At 55.2% G+C, this 17,022-nt stretch carries 13 protein-coding genes and 1 pseudogene; 1 reads left to right on the plus strand and 13 read right to left on the minus strand.

The features are described 5' to 3' along the window. Nucleotides 1–67: 67 nt before the first annotated feature. The gene (locus tag ACUDAL_RS09370; RefSeq protein WP_444677954.1) at nt 68–1,378 is read left to right on the plus strand and encodes a hypothetical protein; all 1,311 of its coding nucleotides are present in this window, start codon (nt 68–70) and stop codon (nt 1,376–1,378) included. A gap of 53 nt (nt 1,379–1,431) precedes the next feature. On the opposite strand, the gene ACUDAL_RS09375 is transcribed toward ACUDAL_RS09370, so the two are convergent. From ACUDAL_RS09375 to ACUDAL_RS09435, 13 genes and pseudogenes are all read right to left on the minus strand, one after another. Further along, complete coding sequence (locus ACUDAL_RS09375) at nt 1,432–3,354, minus strand: hypothetical protein (RefSeq protein ID WP_444677955.1); 1,923 nt, start codon at nt 3,352–3,354, stop codon at nt 1,432–1,434. 1,198 nt (nt 3,355–4,552) lie between these two features. Beyond that, on the minus strand, nt 4,553–5,089 hold the full coding sequence (locus ACUDAL_RS09380; protein WP_444677956.1) for a hypothetical protein: 537 nt from the start codon (nt 5,087–5,089) through the stop codon (nt 4,553–4,555). A 141-nt stretch (nt 5,090–5,230) separates the two neighbouring features. Further along, a complete protein-coding gene (locus ACUDAL_RS09385) occupies nt 5,231–5,743 on the minus strand; it encodes a GIY-YIG nuclease family protein (RefSeq protein ID WP_234239118.1) in 513 nt (170 codons plus the stop codon). 167 nt (nt 5,744–5,910) lie between these two features. Next, the gene (locus tag ACUDAL_RS09390) at nt 5,911–6,579 is read right to left on the minus strand and encodes a hypothetical protein (protein ID WP_444677957.1); all 669 of its coding nucleotides are present in this window, start codon (nt 6,577–6,579) and stop codon (nt 5,911–5,913) included. Between the two features lie 169 nt (nt 6,580–6,748). Beyond that, nucleotides 6,749–7,456, minus strand: coding sequence for a class I SAM-dependent methyltransferase (locus tag ACUDAL_RS09395; RefSeq protein ID WP_444677958.1), 708 nt, complete (start codon nt 7,454–7,456; stop codon nt 6,749–6,751). Between the two features lie 624 nt (nt 7,457–8,080). Further along, nucleotides 8,081–10,408, minus strand: coding sequence for an AAA family ATPase (locus ACUDAL_RS09400; protein WP_444677959.1), 2,328 nt, complete (start codon nt 10,406–10,408; stop codon nt 8,081–8,083). Then, on the minus strand, nt 10,383–11,048 hold the full coding sequence (locus tag ACUDAL_RS09405; protein WP_444677960.1) for an ABC-three component system middle component 1: 666 nt from the start codon (nt 11,046–11,048) through the stop codon (nt 10,383–10,385). The genes ACUDAL_RS09400 and ACUDAL_RS09405 overlap by 26 nt, the downstream gene beginning before the upstream one ends. Then, nucleotides 11,038–12,270 (minus strand): ABC-three component system protein, encoded by a 1,233-nt coding sequence (locus ACUDAL_RS09410; protein WP_444677961.1) that lies wholly within the window; start codon nt 12,268–12,270, stop codon nt 11,038–11,040. The genes ACUDAL_RS09405 and ACUDAL_RS09410 overlap by 11 nt, the downstream gene beginning before the upstream one ends. Before the next feature lie 199 nt (nt 12,271–12,469). Next, entirely contained in the window at nt 12,470–12,802 is a 333-nt protein-coding gene (locus tag ACUDAL_RS09415) for a hypothetical protein (RefSeq protein ID WP_444677962.1), read from the minus strand. A 267-nt stretch (nt 12,803–13,069) separates the two neighbouring features. Continuing rightward, nucleotides 13,070–13,348 carry a DUF1294 domain-containing protein gene (locus tag ACUDAL_RS09420; protein ID WP_444677963.1) on the minus strand — a complete coding sequence of 93 codons (279 nt, stop codon included), beginning with the start codon at nt 13,346–13,348 and terminating at the stop codon, nt 13,070–13,072. A gap of 179 nt (nt 13,349–13,527) precedes the next feature. After that, the gene (locus ACUDAL_RS09425) at nt 13,528–13,683 is read right to left on the minus strand and encodes a cold shock domain-containing protein (protein ID WP_444677964.1); all 156 of its coding nucleotides are present in this window, start codon (nt 13,681–13,683) and stop codon (nt 13,528–13,530) included. A gap of 396 nt (nt 13,684–14,079) precedes the next feature. Further along, nucleotides 14,080–16,276: pseudogene (gene katG, locus ACUDAL_RS09430) on the minus strand (catalase/peroxidase HPI). Between the two features lie 210 nt (nt 16,277–16,486). Next, nucleotides 16,487–16,963 (minus strand): LabA-like NYN domain-containing protein, encoded by a 477-nt coding sequence (locus ACUDAL_RS09435; protein ID WP_444677965.1) that lies wholly within the window; start codon nt 16,961–16,963, stop codon nt 16,487–16,489. Nucleotides 16,964–17,022: the final 59 nt, after the last annotated feature.

The following is a 17,022-nucleotide window of genomic DNA, read 5'->3' on the forward strand; positions in this document are numbered from 1 at the left end:
CAGTGTTGCGCTCACCGACGACCGGGAGCTGTTCCGCGGCGCCAGCGACCCGAGCCACGAGCTGAGCTTGGCCGATGGCGGCCGGCTGGCCGTGCTGATCGCCCTGCTTCACCGCAGCGCCATCGACCTGGTGGAGAGCCGGCGCATCACGCCGCGTTATACGGTGGACGACTTCTTCGACGCCTGCGCTGCGGCACCCGCCGAGATGCTGAGCGCGGCGGCCAATGCACTGAATGTCGATATCGACTGGGAGGACCCGGCGCTGCCGGAGCGGCTCGAGCGCCTCCGCCACACCGTCTACTACCCGCGCATCTCGGCCATGTACTTCGCCGACGACCGCGGCCCCGGCGGCATGCCGCTGCAGGCGCCCTTCGAGTATTACCGCCTGCAAGAGGGTGGCTCACCGCCCGATCGTCGTTACTTCGAGCACGGCGTCCAGCACTGGCTGGAAGCACTGGCTGCGCATATCACCGGCCCGCTGAAGCAGGGTCCGCGAGTCGAGATCCTGCGGGGTATCGAGGTGGAAGCCAGGCTATCGACCCAGGGCGTGACGCTCACCGAGCGCGCCCCCGGCGAGCGCCGCTGGGAAGCGGACCTGCTGATCATGGCCACCCATGCCGAGGATGCCCTGCCGCTGCTGACGTTCAGCGACGAGGTGAGCGAGACCCGTCGTGAGTTGCAGTACATCATCGGCAAGGTGCGCTATACCCGCAGCTTCGGTGTCTGTCACACCTCCGCCGCCCGCCTGCCGCCCAACCCCAACCTGTGGCGCACCCGCAATGTCGAGGTACGGGGGCGCGAAGATACCTTCCACCCCTACCGCATCGACTACGTGGTGAATCGTCATCAGAACGACGCCGAGAACCCTGCTACGACCGGGCGGGCCTGCCGCAGTTCTTCGTCTCCCTGGTGGATGACCTCAACCGCATCCCTCGCAGCGAGATGCTCGACCGACATGCCTCGCCCCGGATGCCCCCGCATCGCTGGCCGGTGCGGCCCTGGGCGCAGCCGGCTACCGCGACCGGCTGCCGGCGATCGAGAGCGCCCTGGAGGCCAAGGCCTGGACCCTGTTCAAGCACAACGTGCTGGATGCCGAATGCCTCGAGGCGCAGACGGAGATCGAGCGCTACAACCAGCGCACGGCCCGCCGGCGCTACGAGGGCCATCGGGACGTTTGCCCGCTGCTGTTCGCCGGGGGCTGGACCCGCGGCGCCGGCCTGCAGGAGCAGTGCCTGGAGCAGTCGGCGCATCTCGTCGCCCTACTGCTGGCGGCCCCCGAGCGGCGGCTCAATCCCTGCGTCTAGCCGCGAGTGGCGGCCGGGCAAGGCAGCGTCATTCCCAGGCCAGCGGCTTCGCCCCGCTGCCAGCAAGCCTGTAGACGCTCCAAGGCGCCGGCTTCACCGCTCTCCAACCACTCGGCATGGGCCTCGATCAGGGCACGGTGGTGCTCGCCCCAGGCACAGGGCTCCGCCCCATCAGTTGGGTCAGGCGCCGGGCGTAGTGGCGGGCCGCTTCCGGGCGCCCGTCGAGCAGGCTGACCTCCGCCGCCGCGATCAGGAAGCGATAGCCGTTGTGGCCCACGCAGCCGGCATCCAACAGCGCTTCGCCCTCCTGTAGCGTCGCCAGGCGCGTCTCGGACTCCTCTTCCAGCAGCGCCCGGGTGCCCAGCACCCAGGGGCCGATGAAGGCCTTCAGGCCGTGCTGTTCGACCAGCTCCCAGGCACGCTCGATGCTGGCCCGCGCCTCGCCCAGCCGCCCACCGATCAGCTCGACCCTGGCCCGACTCTCCAGCAGGAACGCCTCGAATCGGCCGGAACCCAGGCCACGCGCCACCGTCAGCGCCTGTTCGATCTGCTCTTCCGCCGCATACGGCTCGCCCTGGGAGAGCAGAATCCACCCCGCCGTGAGCCGCGCCACCACCTCGGCACGCCGATTGCCGACCCGCTTGCCCAACTCAGCGGCATCGAAGCAGTCGGCCAGCGCCGCCTCGGTCTGATTGGCGTAGATGCGGGCGGTACCCAGCATGAACAGGTTGGAAGCCTCCAGGTCGGCGTGGCCGTGGGTTCGGCACAACGATACGCAGTGGTCGAACAGCTCGAGGGTGCTGCGCATCTGCCCCTCGGCATAGTGGGCATCGCCCAGCCCGCTCATGGCCTGGATCTCGGTGCGCACGTCGCCGCCACGGCGGGCCTGCTCCAGGGCACGGGTGTGGTAGGCGCGGCTGGTGGCGAAGTCGCCCCGGGGGAAATAGAGATTGCCCTTGAGATAGAGCGCCTCGGCCAGCGGCAAGGGGTCTTCCAGCGACTCGGCCAGGGGCAGCAGGCCGTCGAGTATCGCCTCCTCCGCCGCCAGCTCGTCGAGCATGTTCAGCACCCGGGCCAGCCAGAGGTCGGCGCTGATGCGCTCCTGTTCGTCCCGGGCGAAGCTGCGCGCCGCCTCGAAGTGCTCCCGCGCCGCCTGGATCTGCCCGGTGGCCATCGCCACCTGGCCCTGCAGCAGCATCAGCCGGTACTCATCCTTCGGCGCGTAGTCGATGGTGTGGCAATCCCTCAGCAGCGCCATCGCCTCCTCGTGCCGGTAACGGGCCATTTCCGCCGCCACCGCCAGCAGGAAGGCATTCGGCGCCTCCAGCGAGCGAGCGCGATGAAGGTGGCGCGCCCGCAAGCCCGGTTCCGCCTCACCGTAGAGCGCAGCCAGGCGCAGATGCAGCCTGTCCCGCTGGATCTTGGGAATCCCCTCGTAGATGCCTTGCAGGATCAGGTCGTGCACGAAGCGGTAGCTGCCCTCTTCCAGCGGGCGCACCAGGCTGTAGCGCTGGGGCAGTTCGGGCTGATAATCGGCCTGCCCCAGCACCTCCTGCAGCGAGGCCAGGGAGAAGCGCTGCCCCATCACCGCGGCGATGCACATGGCCCGACGATCCAGATCGGTGAGCTGATCCAGCTTGCTCTGTACCAGATTGGCGAGGCTGGCCGGCAGGCTGCGATGAGGATGGAACAGCAGCAGTTGCGTCAGGAACAGCGGGTTGCCCTGGGCCTGGGTCACGCAGCGGGCGGCATGCTCGGCGGGCACCGTGCCGTAGCTGGCCACCAGGGCCTCGGCCTCCTGCGGGCGCAGCGGCGGCAGCTCGATCAGGGTGAGCGGCAGCTCCGGCAGCTGCGGGCGCAGGCGGCTCTCCAGCGGGTCCTGCTCCAGGCGCGAGGTGAACAGCCAGATCACCGGCGCTTCCTGGGTACCCTGCAGCAGCCCGGTGAGGGTGGCCAGCAGCGCCTCGTCGGCCCAGTGCAGGTCCTCCACCACCACCAGTTGCGGGCGATGAATGGAGCGCGCCAGGAGCAGATCGCGCAGTGCCAGCACCAAGCGCTGGCTGCGGGTCGCGGGGTCATGGCGGCATAGAGCGACTGCGCCTCCTCCGACTGAGGCAAGCCCAGCAGCGGACGCAGCAGCATGGCGTGATCCATCGGCAGGCGCAGCGCCGAGAGACGGGCCAGCAGGAGAGCCTCGTCCAGAATTTCCGCTTGCGCCTCGGCAGAGGTTTGCAGCAGCGAACGCGCCAGTTGCATCAGCGGGCCTTCGTCGGCACGGGTACCGAAATCCAGCACCTCGGCCTGGTGATGATCGGCATGGGCCGCGGCCATCTCGGCAAACTCGGCGCTCAGGCGCGTCTTGCCGATGCCGGCCACACCACGGATGTAGATCAGATGACCGGCCTGGTAGGCCTGGAGTGCTCTCCAGGATGGCTTGCAACTGGCCCAGCTGTACCCGGCGCCCCACCAGCTCGAAGCGGGCGTCATGAGCCTCGTCTCGGGGCTGGCGATAGCGCAGCCACTCGCCACCTTCGTCATCGAAAACGAAGCGCTCCGCCAACTGCACCGCCACACCACGCTCGACCCACACGCCGCTCTGCCCACCCGACATGGAAAGCGGCACAGCCGTGGGCCAATGGCCGGCCTGAAGATACACGCCGCGGGCCACCCCTGTTCCACCAGGGTAGCGGCACACAGCAGGCCGCGCTGCGCATCGCTGCGATAAGCCCGGGGCAGCCCGAATAGCGCCGTGCCACCTTCTTCCAGGCTACCGCCGAAATGCTGCACCCAGCTCGCCAGCGCCGACGGATCCGCCGCCACGGCGTGCAACTGGATCAGTACGCGGGCACTCTCCATCTCCTCGATATCGGCAGCGACAACGGCAGCCTCTTCAGCCTCCGCCGACAGCTCCTCGACCTCGACCTCATAGATCTCGGCCAGATGGCGCGCGGTACGATACAGCACCGCCTTGCCACTCTCCGCCCGCTTGATGGACGCGATAGAGACGCACAAGCGCCGGTCAAAACAGTACTCGGCCAGCGCCTCCTGACTCAGGCCCAGCCGCTTGCGGTGCTGCTTCAAGCGCTCACGATCCAGCCGCAAGCGCCCGTCTTGGGGGATGATCACAGGTGGGATCCTTGGCTGTCTCAGGTTCCAAATGCAACGCTATGGATGAGCGTTCGGGAGGTCTTCATGCGCTTGTGGGCCGTGATGGCAGCCGACCAAGTCAGTTGTACACAGCATCTGGACTACTGACCCCCAAGCTGCAGGATTTCGTAGTTGCCGTCGAGCTCAGATTTTACCTCGCCGCGCGAGTAGAACCGTAGCTCCGGCCAATGAGAGAAGCCGAAACTGTGACCAAGCTGAACCGCTGGCAGGATGCCAAGCTCCGTTGTAATCAGCGCACCGCAGTCTGCAGGAGTGACCGTCACGGAGGAGAGCTCGCGGTGGTTAGGCCGGATCAACACAGAACCGGGGGTGCCAATATAGGAACGAACAAGCTCGACCTTATCGACTCGGATATCGCGGGCAAGAACCCGATACCAGTAGCCTTCCTCGCCTGCATCGCTGAAGGGGCCGGAGGTTTCCGGCTCATGGACGCAGATGTAGCTTGCTTCATCGTATCGGTCCGCGTCCGATGTCGGAGGCCGGTCGGCAAGTGCTTCGAGCTTCAGAGTGTGCTGGTTGCTGACAAAGTAAATGGCGTTCAGGTCCCAGATGAGCTGGCGTACGGGCAAGCCTTGAAGGCCAGCCAACAGGTGAAGTTCGGCAGAAGATAAGACCATAGTTTCAGGGGCCGTAGCTTTTAATGAAACCTATGCTAGGCATTGTTTCTTTTCTGCCCGCGAAGAGTATATATCAGGTGAATGACATCACTGCACGCACTAGCGCATATAAAAGCATCTCAATAAACATAAATCTCTATATTAATTGTGCCACTTCTCACTCACCTTTTCCCAGCCATAAACCTCAGAAAGCCTATCCAGTTCCGCTAGCATTTTTTTGCGATACCAAACATACTTAGACTTTCCTTCTTTGTTCAATGGCGGGGTCAAAATTCTCAACAAGTACTTCTCCAAAGCCAGCGCCTCGAACACCTGCTCATGAGGAATTTCACACACACATATATATTTTGTGCTTACGCCCTCTTTCCAAAACCCCGTACCCACTACTTTCTTGTCATCTAGGTAGTCAAAATAATTATTCAAACGCGAGTACAAGTTTTCCGTAGCCGATCCAACCCTGACTACTTCTTTCTCACCATTAAGAAGAATGTAAACACCGACTTTCCCGAAAAACCAATCGGATAAATCGTTATAGTCTTTTGCTAAATCGAATTTTTCACCCAAAGAAATCGTAACACCCTGCCGTGGGTACAGCTCGTTAAAATTAGCAATAGCAAATACCAGATCTTCGTAGGTGGGCAATTTTTTATCCATACCAACTCTTTCATAAAATAGTATGTGGCCATAGAATCACCTACAACACGAACACTTGCTGCAGGCCAGTAACATGAAACGGATGGCGGGCTATATCGACTTCAAGAAAGGATACCTCAAGGCAATGAAGAAGGAACCCAGGAAAACGGTCACTTATGTATGCAACTTCAACTTCTACTAAACTTAACCTGCTTCTTGGATTTCTTAGACTCGCGCCAAATTTCAATTCTATATTGCTGAGAGACTGGAATGGGCTTTGGACTTCGTTCTCTTGATGGTCTATCCGCCTTGATATCTCCAACGAGCTCCTCGCACTCATAAACATCCGCATCAATAAAGCTGAGCTGCTTAGGATATCTCGGAAGGTTATTCAGCTCTCGCTCAAGCTGCTCAACAAAACCTGGAATATTTTCACCTTCTTCACCGAAGATTTTCATGACTTGGAACATGGCCTCTTCGACTGTAAGGACGCCTTTTTGAACCTTACGGAACAAGGAGTTCAAGCTGGAGATGGCGCCACCGCTATTTTTAACCTTAACGTTCGACTTAGTGCAATCAAACGGGGCTTTAGCGTTTTCGAACAATAGGCTATTCACATACTTCACTTGACTGTGTATTGTTTGTAGCCCGGATACAAACCCACCGTAGTTAGCAACACCCATATATATAGCACCAGCAACCGCCGCTATTTTAGCCCTCCCGCTTATGGATCCCTCTTCAATGACAAGAGAAATGTAATAATCAGGAATCGATAGCGCTCTCTCGACACTAGCTTCCCACTCATCAAACAACCGGGATGAGTAGAGTTCGAAATCCTTCTCAGGAAGGCTTTTCACTCGGATTAAGAACTCGGTCGATCCTAAATCTATCATTATCTTTCCAATCAAGCCACGAGCGACCCTAACGCCCGGCTCACCGGGCAATTTTTTGATGGCGACTTTTGTGCGTATTTTGGCACAAAAGGTGACAGCGAAAATTTGTCTGTTGCAGCCGATTGTTAGGGCTTCACTCTTTTGCCACTATGGACGTGATAGTAGGAGTTACTTGCCCTTCAGCAAAATTTGGATTATGAGCATACCCGTATTGGAAATCACTACCCTCTCTAGGCCAGTCAATATTCTTTACTTCAACAACTTCAAATCCAACTTTTCCAAACACATGTGTATCATAGTCATCTTTTGTACTTCTAAAAACCTCAGCTTCGGAAAATCCAGCAGCAAGACCACCTCGATTTACCAAGTGAATGCACTCTACCGATTCTAAGCAGATGCTGGGAGAAACGATAATATCTTCAATTTTCTCACGATATAATTTTGACTTTGTTACTTCATTTGGCTCTTCTTCGGTATGCTTAAATATATCAATACCACAACCACCAATAAACCAGCCAACGACAACTTGAGGATTAAAGTCAGAAATAACAGCCTTATCTGTATCGTTCAGATGGAAAAAGTCACATTGATGAAACGCCACATTCCCGTTTACACGGCTTCTGGCTTTTTCAATCAGCCGACCATTGCTGTCTAAAGATAGAACATCATGATCTATAGATAAATGATGAGTCCCATTCCCAATGCCGCACCCGAATTCAAGAATCTTTCCTGAAGGTGTGATCTTTGAGAGTAGGCTATAAATTCCATGCGACTCTAGAAACTGTGACTCCTTTTCCCAAAGATCCGAATATTGTTCGTGATCAGTTAGCTCTCGTTTCATTTTACCTCCTTTGTATGGGCAAGCAGCGCCCTAACGCCGCGCACACCGGCGCGAGCTTTCGAGCGTCCGGCAGCCGAAGACTGCGTAGTGCTGCGCTTGGTTATGTGTTTATACGATTTCATACCACGGGAGGCCCTGCCACCCATCTGGATGACTAACAGCACAATTGATTTTGTTACCTTTAATTTCAAACCATGGCAAGCCTGACCATCCTTTGGGATGGCTTACAGTGGGATATATTTTGTCGCCCTTTATTTCATACCACGGCAGCCCACTCCAACCGTCTGGATGAGAAACGGTGGGATATATCTTGTTATCTTTAATCTCATACCACGGTAGCCCGTGGAATCCATCCGGGTGGCTCACAGTAGTTCTTATTTTCGCCATAACGAAACTCCTTATCTCCAGCTTTGCGACACATAACGCCCAGCTCTGCGGCTGGCAAAAGTGGTGGCGAAGCCAAACCTTTTGACAGTCCGACAGCAGCTGCTTGTTAACTGCTGTACCAAGAACCAAGGCAACATGACAATTAATTTCGACCAAACAGTCAAAGCTAAAAAATGAACTGGTGTATACAACACGGTTACCCCCACCTCCAATACCTGGACCAATTTCCTCAAACCGTTACGATGCTTCTTTTGCCAGACGTTGCATGTTGAGTGAGCTCGTTGTCAACCCAGCGCGACTAAAGCGATAACGCATGTACGCAGAAATATCGTCTTCATGTGAGGATACGATAAGCTGGCAATGATTGAGCTCACAGCGTAGCAGGTCAGTCAGTGAAGCGATGTTTACCTCATCCAGAGACTGAGATGGGTCGTCGATGAGAATGATCGGAACGTCTGAATAAACCTTGTTGAGAGACAAGAAGAAGGCAAGGCTGAGTGCTGACACCTGCCCCGTACTCATCGACATCACCGCATCATGCTCGGATTTTTCTGCCGTCAAGAACCGTAGTTGCTTACCGTCTCTGCTATCGAGAAACAGCCCGAGACCGCGCTGGTAGTTCTGGATGAGCCGTCCACTGTAGATGTGGAAAATGAGTTCAATTTCCGAGATAGTTTGATCAGAATACTTTTGCTCTGCTTTCTTCAATGTAGCATACAGCTTGTTGACCTTGTCTTTGGCTTTGCCAGCAGCATCGTTCTCGCGTTGGATTTTTTGAAGTTCTTCTAGGCATTTTTGAAGCCTGATGCTCTGCGCTTCATTAGCCTTGGCCTTGATATAGCGCTCTTTATTTTTCAGATCTTTAGGATCGAGAATGTAGAAGTCCTGCACGTCCTTGAACACCGCATTAATGGTTTGGCGCCAATCTTCCGGTGGCACCAAGGCCTCGTCCGTTTTCTTGGCGCTCATTAAATTACGCAGTTCTTCAAGACGGGCCGCTACCACCACTTCGTCATCGTTGAACGTGAAGGTGATTTGGATGCCTTCAGACTTCAGCCGTTCGGCTAGCTGCTGGATTGCCGGTAAGCGGCTCTTGGCTTCTTTCAGTGCTTTATGTAGTGCATCATTGTACTGCGGTTTCAGGACCGCTTCGCGGCCTTGGATGTAGTTTTCAAGGGCGGAGAGTTCAGTAGTCATCGAGGTGATCAAGGCGATGAGGGCTTTACCATCCTTGTCCAAGGCGTCAGCTATCTTCTGGGCTCTTTCCTCAACAGCTTCGAGCATCGACACATGAGCTTTCCAGTCGTTACCGCAGAGAGGACAAAATTTATCGTCCGGGTAAAGCTTGGCGTGTTCTTCAAGGAGCTGTTGTTTCAAGCGAGCGAGCTCAGCTGCAGTGCTATCGTTGGCTACGCTCTTTGTCTGGAGGTTATTGCGTGACGTAATCTGCGACTCAAACCACTCTAGCCGATCTGCTGCCCAGCCTGGTAGTGTGCGGGCTTGCTCCGCGGTGATAACCGAAGTCCCTCTTTTGATGATGGCCGAAGCTTTCGCTAGTAGGTCAAGCTCACTTTTAACTTTATCCAGATTGTCGAGCTTGCTAATGTCCGAGCCCAATTTCGCCAAGCTATTTAGCGACTCCGAATGTCGTTTTATATCATCTTCGATTACTTCATTTTCAGCTCGGATGCGAATGGCAGCTTTCTGAGGAAGTAGGTCATTCAGCTTATGGATGGACTCAAGGAATTGAGTGTAAGTTTCCTGGTCATAGGTGAGGAATGGCACCTCTTTGTCCCAACCAGGCTCAGGTTCAATAGTCGATAGTCTTTTGTACTCAACGCTTCCCAGATCAGCCTGAAGTATTTCACGCAAGGTTGTACACTCGGCTTCGAGTGAAGCCTCCTTAGCTTTGCGCTCTTCGTCTCCTATGTACCTGGTAATTTTTGCTGCAACCGACTTGCAGTTTTCAATTTCAGTAGCGATATCGCTGATGTTGAAAAGGCTTCCGAGCGCATCTTTACGCTCATCCACACGAGTGTGGAGCAGTTTGTTCTGCCCTTGCTCTAGGTAGTTCAGGAATGAGAAGTTTTCCCTGAAATTTTTACCAAATACTTCATCGAGAAACTTATTGTCACGTTTGTTGGCTGCTGTATAGGAATTTGAGTCGAAATCCGGCAACTCGTAGAGGGAAAAGTGCTTGAATTCGTCTGCTCGATTGTTCGTTTTGGTATCGAATACTCTAACAGGTGCGTACCGGGCTAAAACCAGCTTGCGTTCGCCATCTAAAAATTCGATTTTTATTGACAGGTCTTGCTTTCCAGAACGGGTATTCCAAAACAGATTGTCATCATAATTCTTTTGTTTTTTTGTCATCAGCGTCGAAAAGAGATTATGAATTCTCTTGATCTGGCCGGTAAGTAACAACTCAATTGCATCGAAGATGCTGGTCTTCCCATACCCGTTAGGCCCGTCTAGGGTTAACAGGGATGAAGTGCCCAAATCCAAATCTATGTGTCTGAAAGCTTTGAAGCTAGAAACTTCAATTCGCGTTATTTTCCAGCTCATTGGCTATCAGCTCCTTGATCAATTCATCTATATTATTCGTCGTGCATTTTTGAATGATTGCGTAAGTTTCGTCGAGGTCTTCTTCCGTTACCGCTTCGCCTGCCTGAAGGCGCAAGGAAACAAGCTCCCCCTTGGCGAATGGGAGCTCGAGGAATGGAAGTTTGATAAATATCTTCGCCGCCACACTATACTGTGTAGCAGCCAGAGGGTCGTCCTTGTAGTTGCTGAACAGGCTCTTGTCCGTGATAGTGGTTACGAGTTTGTCAAAGGAATAACCTTGAATCGCGGCTTCTTCAGTGTCACTGTAATACAAAATATACTTTTTGAAGAAGTGAGGATCCTCTTCAATTGCGAATATCTGCTCTTCGTGTTCTTTGAATTCGGCCAACTTATTTAAGTGATGAATGCAGATCAGATCGCAGTTCTTCTTGAACGCTGGATGGCTGTGGAAAGAATCGGGTGCCGATTGGTTAATAGCGGCATTCAGTTCGGCTGGGCTGGTAAGCTCGTCCAGCTTATGCAGGATTGCAAATCTGATCGCGGAACCAGATTCACGCTTGTAAAAACTAGTGAGTTCAGTCTCATGCTCTTTTGTGAATTTATGAGCGATGAGCGCCTCATCAATAATCTTATTTATCATCTAGTAGAGCCTCTGCGTCTTCCTTGGTCATTATTCTTAGGCAAAATGATTTGGTTATATTGCTGTCAATACGGTCTTTACTCTCTTGGTCAGTCAGTTCGTCGGGATGGGTGTATTTGGTGCTAATAACGAAAGACTCAGTAGATCTGCTGGCAATGAGATTATTGTATTCAAATAGCAGCTTGAGAAGATCTTCGTTACTTTCCATTTCTCCTAACAGGTCTGCCGTACAGCCTTCTCGGTCATCAAGTAAGGGTAAGTCGAGGGCGGTAGGTAGGTAAAATCTTTTTTCACTATCCAAGTAGTGAGGAAAATGTTCTAGTATCGGCTCAATACTCATGGCCTCAATCAGCCAAGAATAGCGCCTGATATCTGCCTTTTGGATACTTGAAAATCGCTCTGATGGCTTCATTAATTGGCAGAGTGTTTTCAATTCGTTGGCATCTGTAATGCGAATATGCTCAAAGAGACTCTGAGCTCTGGCATACATCTCATCATTCATGCTAGGCAAAGCTTGATCGAGCCTTTCTTCAAGATGACTGGCAAGTCTGGCTTTCAGATCAACGGCATAATACTCAGTGCTATTGTAGGGGTTTTTGGTCAAGATGTCGTCAAGTAAGCTTTGTGCCGTAAGGCGGTTCTCGTAAGCAGCGTTATTAGCCTTTTCGCGGTCATCCTGTACAAGGCGATGTATTGCCACTGCCTTAGAGCTTATTTTTTCTGAGAGAAGGCAGTAATTATAATTCAAGAGGTCTTCGCTAAGAGCAATAGATTTGTTGTTACAGATCTGCCTAATTACCTCTTTTGTCAACCCCTCGATTTCGCCCAAGCCACAATATTTATTGCTTCCATACACGTAGAACTGTACGATCTCTCCATTTTCCCCCATGTAATCGTTAGTATTGTCTAGCTGAACGGATACATGAAAGTAACGCGAAACCCCCTTGGTTCGGTCGAACTCGATAACTGAAGATTTCTCCAAGGCTTCAATGTACTCGCTGCGATATTTTCCAATCTTAGCCTTTACTTGATGAGCGCTTATCAAAGCACCATTTTTGTAAATGGCGAAATCGTCACTACTGTCTAATTGAAGTTCAAACCCCACATCACCTTGATAAATCATTTTGAGGCAGTGATAGAGCGCAATTTTTCCTTGATAGACAAAACCACTCCACGTTGTTATAGCACTAGCTGGGTATTCAAGCTCCGTATTTTTACTCACTTTTAAACTCCACCAACCCCATACTTTGACCAAGCACCATAAAGATTATGGATATATTTTTGCAGCTATTTTTCGTCAAGCAACATTAAAAGATTGGTCAGCTTCAATCCTGCGCCAATGCAGTTAACGATCGCATAAGCGGCCGAGCGAAACGAGGTCCGGCACACGAAGTGCGCGAACTTAATGGCTTGGTTAGGCGTCACTGTCTATCTGCGGGATCATCGTATGGGATATCAAAGAAATCGCACAGATTCTTATAAACCTGCTCATCAATGGTTCCGTCATCATGTACTGGAAGCTTTTCTCGGAGCGACTTACAGCTCTCCAGCAAGTCCTCTGTTTCACTTCGCTTGTGAATATTTCCAGCCTTTTTTGCATCAAGCCTGAGCTCTGCGTGGTAGATAAAATCATCAAGCGAGTTCACCAAGAAGCGAAGCCTACGTTTGTATTTATTCCTAATGGACGTTTTGAGGTCCTTTGGTGCTACCTCAAAACGACTGTCGTGATCGAAGATCGTCGTATCTGATTCCATTAAGCTACCTGAGATGATGGTTGTGATGCCTAACAGTGATTGAACTGCACGTCCTAATATTGGATGAACGCGCTGGCACGTTCCACAAAGTTATCCAACGCGCCATTCTATCTATAGTTTATTGTTTTTTCTGACTCCTAAGTTTAGCTCGGCCACCTATGCAGAATTCGCGCGCTTGCGCGTTTTGCCGGAAGCAATAATACTGTGTGCATACAAACTAATAGATGTAGAGGCAGCTGGCGCTTCAAGTGCTACGAACCATGCCAGTTAACCGAACCCCAAACTAGCCCAAGCTCTCACAGCCTCTCCTGAATAGACCAGCCACCCAGCCACCACACAATTCACCACCACCCCACACCAAAATATGGCTTGAAACGGCTGTTTCCTGGTTTTGTGCCGAAACAGCCGTTGCGCTATCAGCGCGCCGGGCCAGCCGCCGATCAAGCCTGCGAAGAGCAACGTGGCTTCCGGTGTGCGCCTTCTGCCCTTCCCTGCTGCGGCTTTGTCGATGCCGTACATGGCGAAGGTGATCATGCTCAGCAGCACGTATGCCGCTAGGAGCTGTATTGGCATGTGGCCGGTAGCGCTTAGGGCTGCCAGGAGTGCGAAGAACGCAGCGGCTATGGCGCATGCCAATATCAGCCCTCTGGAGCGTGGGGATGCGTGGCGTGCCGCTTTCAGGTAGCACGCCTTCTGGGCTCTCGGTCTGTTTTGGCTATCTTGTGTCAGCTGGTAGGTAATCGGCTCGTTGACTGTTGGGCGGCGCCCATCGCGGGAAAGGCGCTGATGTGAACGAACACGCGAGGGCCGCCTGCGGTCGGTGTGATGAACCCGAAGCCCTTGGCGTCGTTCCACTCGGTGAGTTTGCCTTCATGGCGCATGGGTTATCTCTTCTGAATCAATCAATTGTCAGAGAATACCATACGCAGTCGAATCTATTTGAATTCAGTAAGTTACTAGAAAAAGTAAATAAGACTTGGTTTCGTCTGGCGGGGAATTGGGGAGTCGGGGCACGCTACCGCCCCTGCTGGCAGAATGGATGGTGTTCGCATCATCCTAATGCGGCAGTCCTTGCGTATATGTGGTCACCTAAGCTATCTACTGCAGCTTTTTACCAACCGTAACCAACCGAAACGCTTAGGGCAATTCCAACAAAAGCATGAGGCGGGATAAGACAACCATTTTTGATTTAAGTCGGAAGCGAAAAAACCCGAAGGTGAGTAGCCACCTTCGGGTTTCGTTCATTGCAGGAATGGATTCTGCTTTGGCGCTTTAGCTCAGCGGTGCAGGTCGAAGCGGTCGTTCTCCATGACCTTGACCCACCCTTTCACGAAGCGGTCGATCATCCGCTCCTCACCGCCGTTGGCGGCGTACTCCTCGGCGATGGCGCGTAGCTGGGAGTTGGAGCCGTACACGAGGTCGACGCGGGTCGCGGTCCACTTCTTCTCGCCCGACTTGCGGTCGCGGCCTTCGAAGCGCTCTTCGCTCTCGTCGAGCAGCTCCCACACGGTGCCCATGCTGATGAGGTTGACGAAGAAGTCGTTGGTCAGCTGGCCGGGGCGGTCGGTGAGGATGCCGTCGTTATTGTCACCCACGTTGACGCCGATGGCCCGCATGCCGCCAAGCAGCGCGGTCATCTGCGGTACGCTGAGGTTGAGCATGAAGGCGCGGTCCACCATCAGGTGCTCGGCCGGGATGGAGGTCGCCTGGGGCTGCATGTAGTTACGGAAGGCGTCGTGCCTCGGCTCCAGGTAGGCGATGGTATCCACCTCGGTCATCTCCTGGGTGGCGTCGGTGCGGCCCGGGGTGAACGGCACGGTGACGTTGTGCCCCGCCGCTTTGGCCGCCATCTCGACGCCGACGCTGCCGCCCAGCACGATCATGTCCGCCAGGGAGATGTTGGCGTCAGAGTCGTTCTTGATCTGCTCGAGCTTGTCGATCACCTCGAACACGCCGGAGCGCTTGTTGATATCCCAACCGGTTTGCGGCTCAAGACGAATACGCGCACCGTTGGCGCCGCCGCGGTGGTCGGTCTGGCGGTAGGTACAGGCCGAGGCCCAGGCGGTGCTCACCAGCTGCTTGGCGGTAAGGCCGGAATCGGCGATCTGCTGCTTGAGCGTGGCGATCTGCTGGTCGTTGACCAACGGCCCCTGGTGTGCGGGTACCGGGTCCTGCCAGATCAGCTCTTCATCCGGCACATGGGGGCCGAGGTAGCGGGCTTGCGGGCCCATGTCGCGATGCAGCAGCTTGTACCAGGCGCGGGCGAACTCGTCGGCGAGCACCTCGGGGTTATCGTGGTACTCCTTGGAAATTTCGAGATAGGCGGGGTCGGTGATCATCGCCATGTCGGCGGTGTTCATCACCGGGGGTTCTTCTTGCCTTCCACGTGGGCGTCGGGCACCCAATAGCCTTCTTTCACCTCAACCGGTTCCCACTGGTTGGCACCGGCCGGCGACTTCTTGACCTCCCACTGGTGGGCGAAGATGGTCTTCAGGTAGGTGTGGTCCCACTTGGTCGGGGTCGGGGTCCAGGCGCCTTCAAGGCCGGACGTCACGGTGTACTCACCGAGGCCGGTCTCGTTCTTGTTGGCCCAGCCGAAGCCCTGCAGGTGGATCTTCGAGCCTTCCGGCGCTTCGCCCACGGCATCCGGCGAGCCGTTGCCGTGCATCTTGCCGAAGGTGTGGCCACCCACGGTAAGTGCGACGGTCTCACGGTCGTTCATGCCCATGCGAGCGAAGGTTTCGCGCACGTCCTGGGCGGACTTCAGGGCGTCCGGCACGCCGTTGGGGCCTTCGGGATTGACGTAGATGAGGCCCATCTGCACCGCGGCAAGGGGTTGTCGAGCACGCGGCTGCCGTCTTCCCAGCTGCCGGTGTAGCGCTCGTCGTTGGTGGCGAGCCATTCGGTCTCGGGGCCCCAGTAGATGTCATCCTCGGGCGCCCAGATGTCGGAGCGACCGAAGCCGAAGCCGAAGGTGCGAAAGCCCATCGTTTCCAGCGCACGGTTACCGGCGAGCACCAGCAGGTCGGCCCAGGAAATCTTCTCGCCGTATTTCTGCTTGATGGGCCACAGCAGGCGGCGTGCCTTGTCCAGGTTGCCGTTGTCGGGCCAGCTGTTGAGCGGAGCAAAACGCTGGGCACCGGTGCCACCGCCCCCACGGCCATCGAGCGCACGATAGGTACCGGCGGCGTGCCACGACATGCGAATGAAGAACGGGCCGTAGTGGCCCCAGTCGGCGGGCCACCAGTCTTGCGAGTCGGTCATCAAGGCATCGAGATCGGCGCAGAGTTCGTCGACGTTGAGCTGGGAGAACGCCTCGCTATATTTGAAGTCGGGCCCGAACGGGCTGGCATCGGGGTGCTTCTGGTGCAATACGTTCAGGTTGAGCTGGTCGGGCCACCAATGCTCATTGCCCTGCAGACGGGACGTGGTGCGCGCCCCATACTCCCGGCGTGTAGGCTTCTGATCCGTCACGGTGTGTCTCCTCGGCAAGATGGAGGCCTACAGGGCTTGCGAGGCGATGGCATGGCATCGCTTGCTTTGTTGTTAGGCGCTTCTGAGCAGCGTCAGAAGAAGAGGCAATACCCTGTAAACCGGCACATACAGTGAAGGATTCAGACACGCAACCGTCAAGCTGAGGGGAGGCTTTCGCCTTGATAGGGGCAGCCTATAACGGGTACTACATCAGCCCAGCAGCAGCCCTCGGTCGATCGGCCGGAACTCGCTTGCCGCCTTGATCAAGGAGGCGGCAGTGAGCTGAGGCACACCATAGACTTCCACCCGCTTGCCCTGCACATGGCGGATCTCCTGTGCCAACAGGTCGAAATCGCCATCACCGGAAACCAGCACCACGACATCGGCTTGCTGGGCATAGCGGATGGCATCGAGGGTGATGCCGACATCCCAGTCGCCCTTGGCGGAACCGTCGGCACGCTGGATGAAGGGCTTCAGCTTCACCTCGAAGCCGATGGCACGCAGGATATTCTGAAACTCTCGCTGCTTTGGATCGCCCCGGTCGATGGCATAGGCAAAGGCACCAACCACCTCCCGGCCACCGGTCGCTTCCTTCCAGAATGCGTTGTAATCGAAGTTACGCCGATAGGCTTCCCGCACCGTGTAGTAGACGTTCTGGACGTCGACGAATATCGCCACCTTGTCCACTGGATCCCCCTTTATCTCGCTCAGATGGCACAAAGCGCAGCGCCCCGAGCCAGTATGAA

Source organism: Halomonas sp. E19 (genome assembly GCF_052439355.1).
Classification (GTDB): domain Bacteria; phylum Pseudomonadota; class Gammaproteobacteria; order Pseudomonadales; family Halomonadaceae; genus Halomonas.

Coding starts and splice junctions, on each gene's coding strand:
- ACUDAL_RS09380 (WP_444677956.1), bottom strand. CDS start 5,089: ATGGTCTTATCTTCTGCCGAACTTCACCTGTTGGCTGGCCTTCAAGGC.
- ACUDAL_RS09385 (WP_234239118.1), bottom strand. CDS start 5,743: ATGGATAAAAAATTGCCCACCTACGAAGATCTGGTATTTGCTATTGCT.
- ACUDAL_RS09395 (WP_444677958.1), bottom strand. CDS start 7,456: ATGAAACGAGAGCTAACTGATCACGAACAATATTCGGATCTTTGGGAA.
- ACUDAL_RS09400 (WP_444677959.1), bottom strand. CDS start 10,408: ATGAGCTGGAAAATAACGCGAATTGAAGTTTCTAGCTTCAAAGCTTTC.
- ACUDAL_RS09405 (WP_444677960.1), bottom strand. CDS start 11,048: ATGATAAATAAGATTATTGATGAGGCGCTCATCGCTCATAAATTCACA.
- ACUDAL_RS09415 (WP_444677962.1), bottom strand. CDS start 12,802: ATGGAATCAGATACGACGATCTTCGATCACGACAGTCGTTTTGAGGTA.
- ACUDAL_RS09425 (WP_444677964.1), bottom strand. CDS start 13,683: ATGCGCCATGAAGGCAAACTCACCGAGTGGAACGACGCCAAGGGCTTC.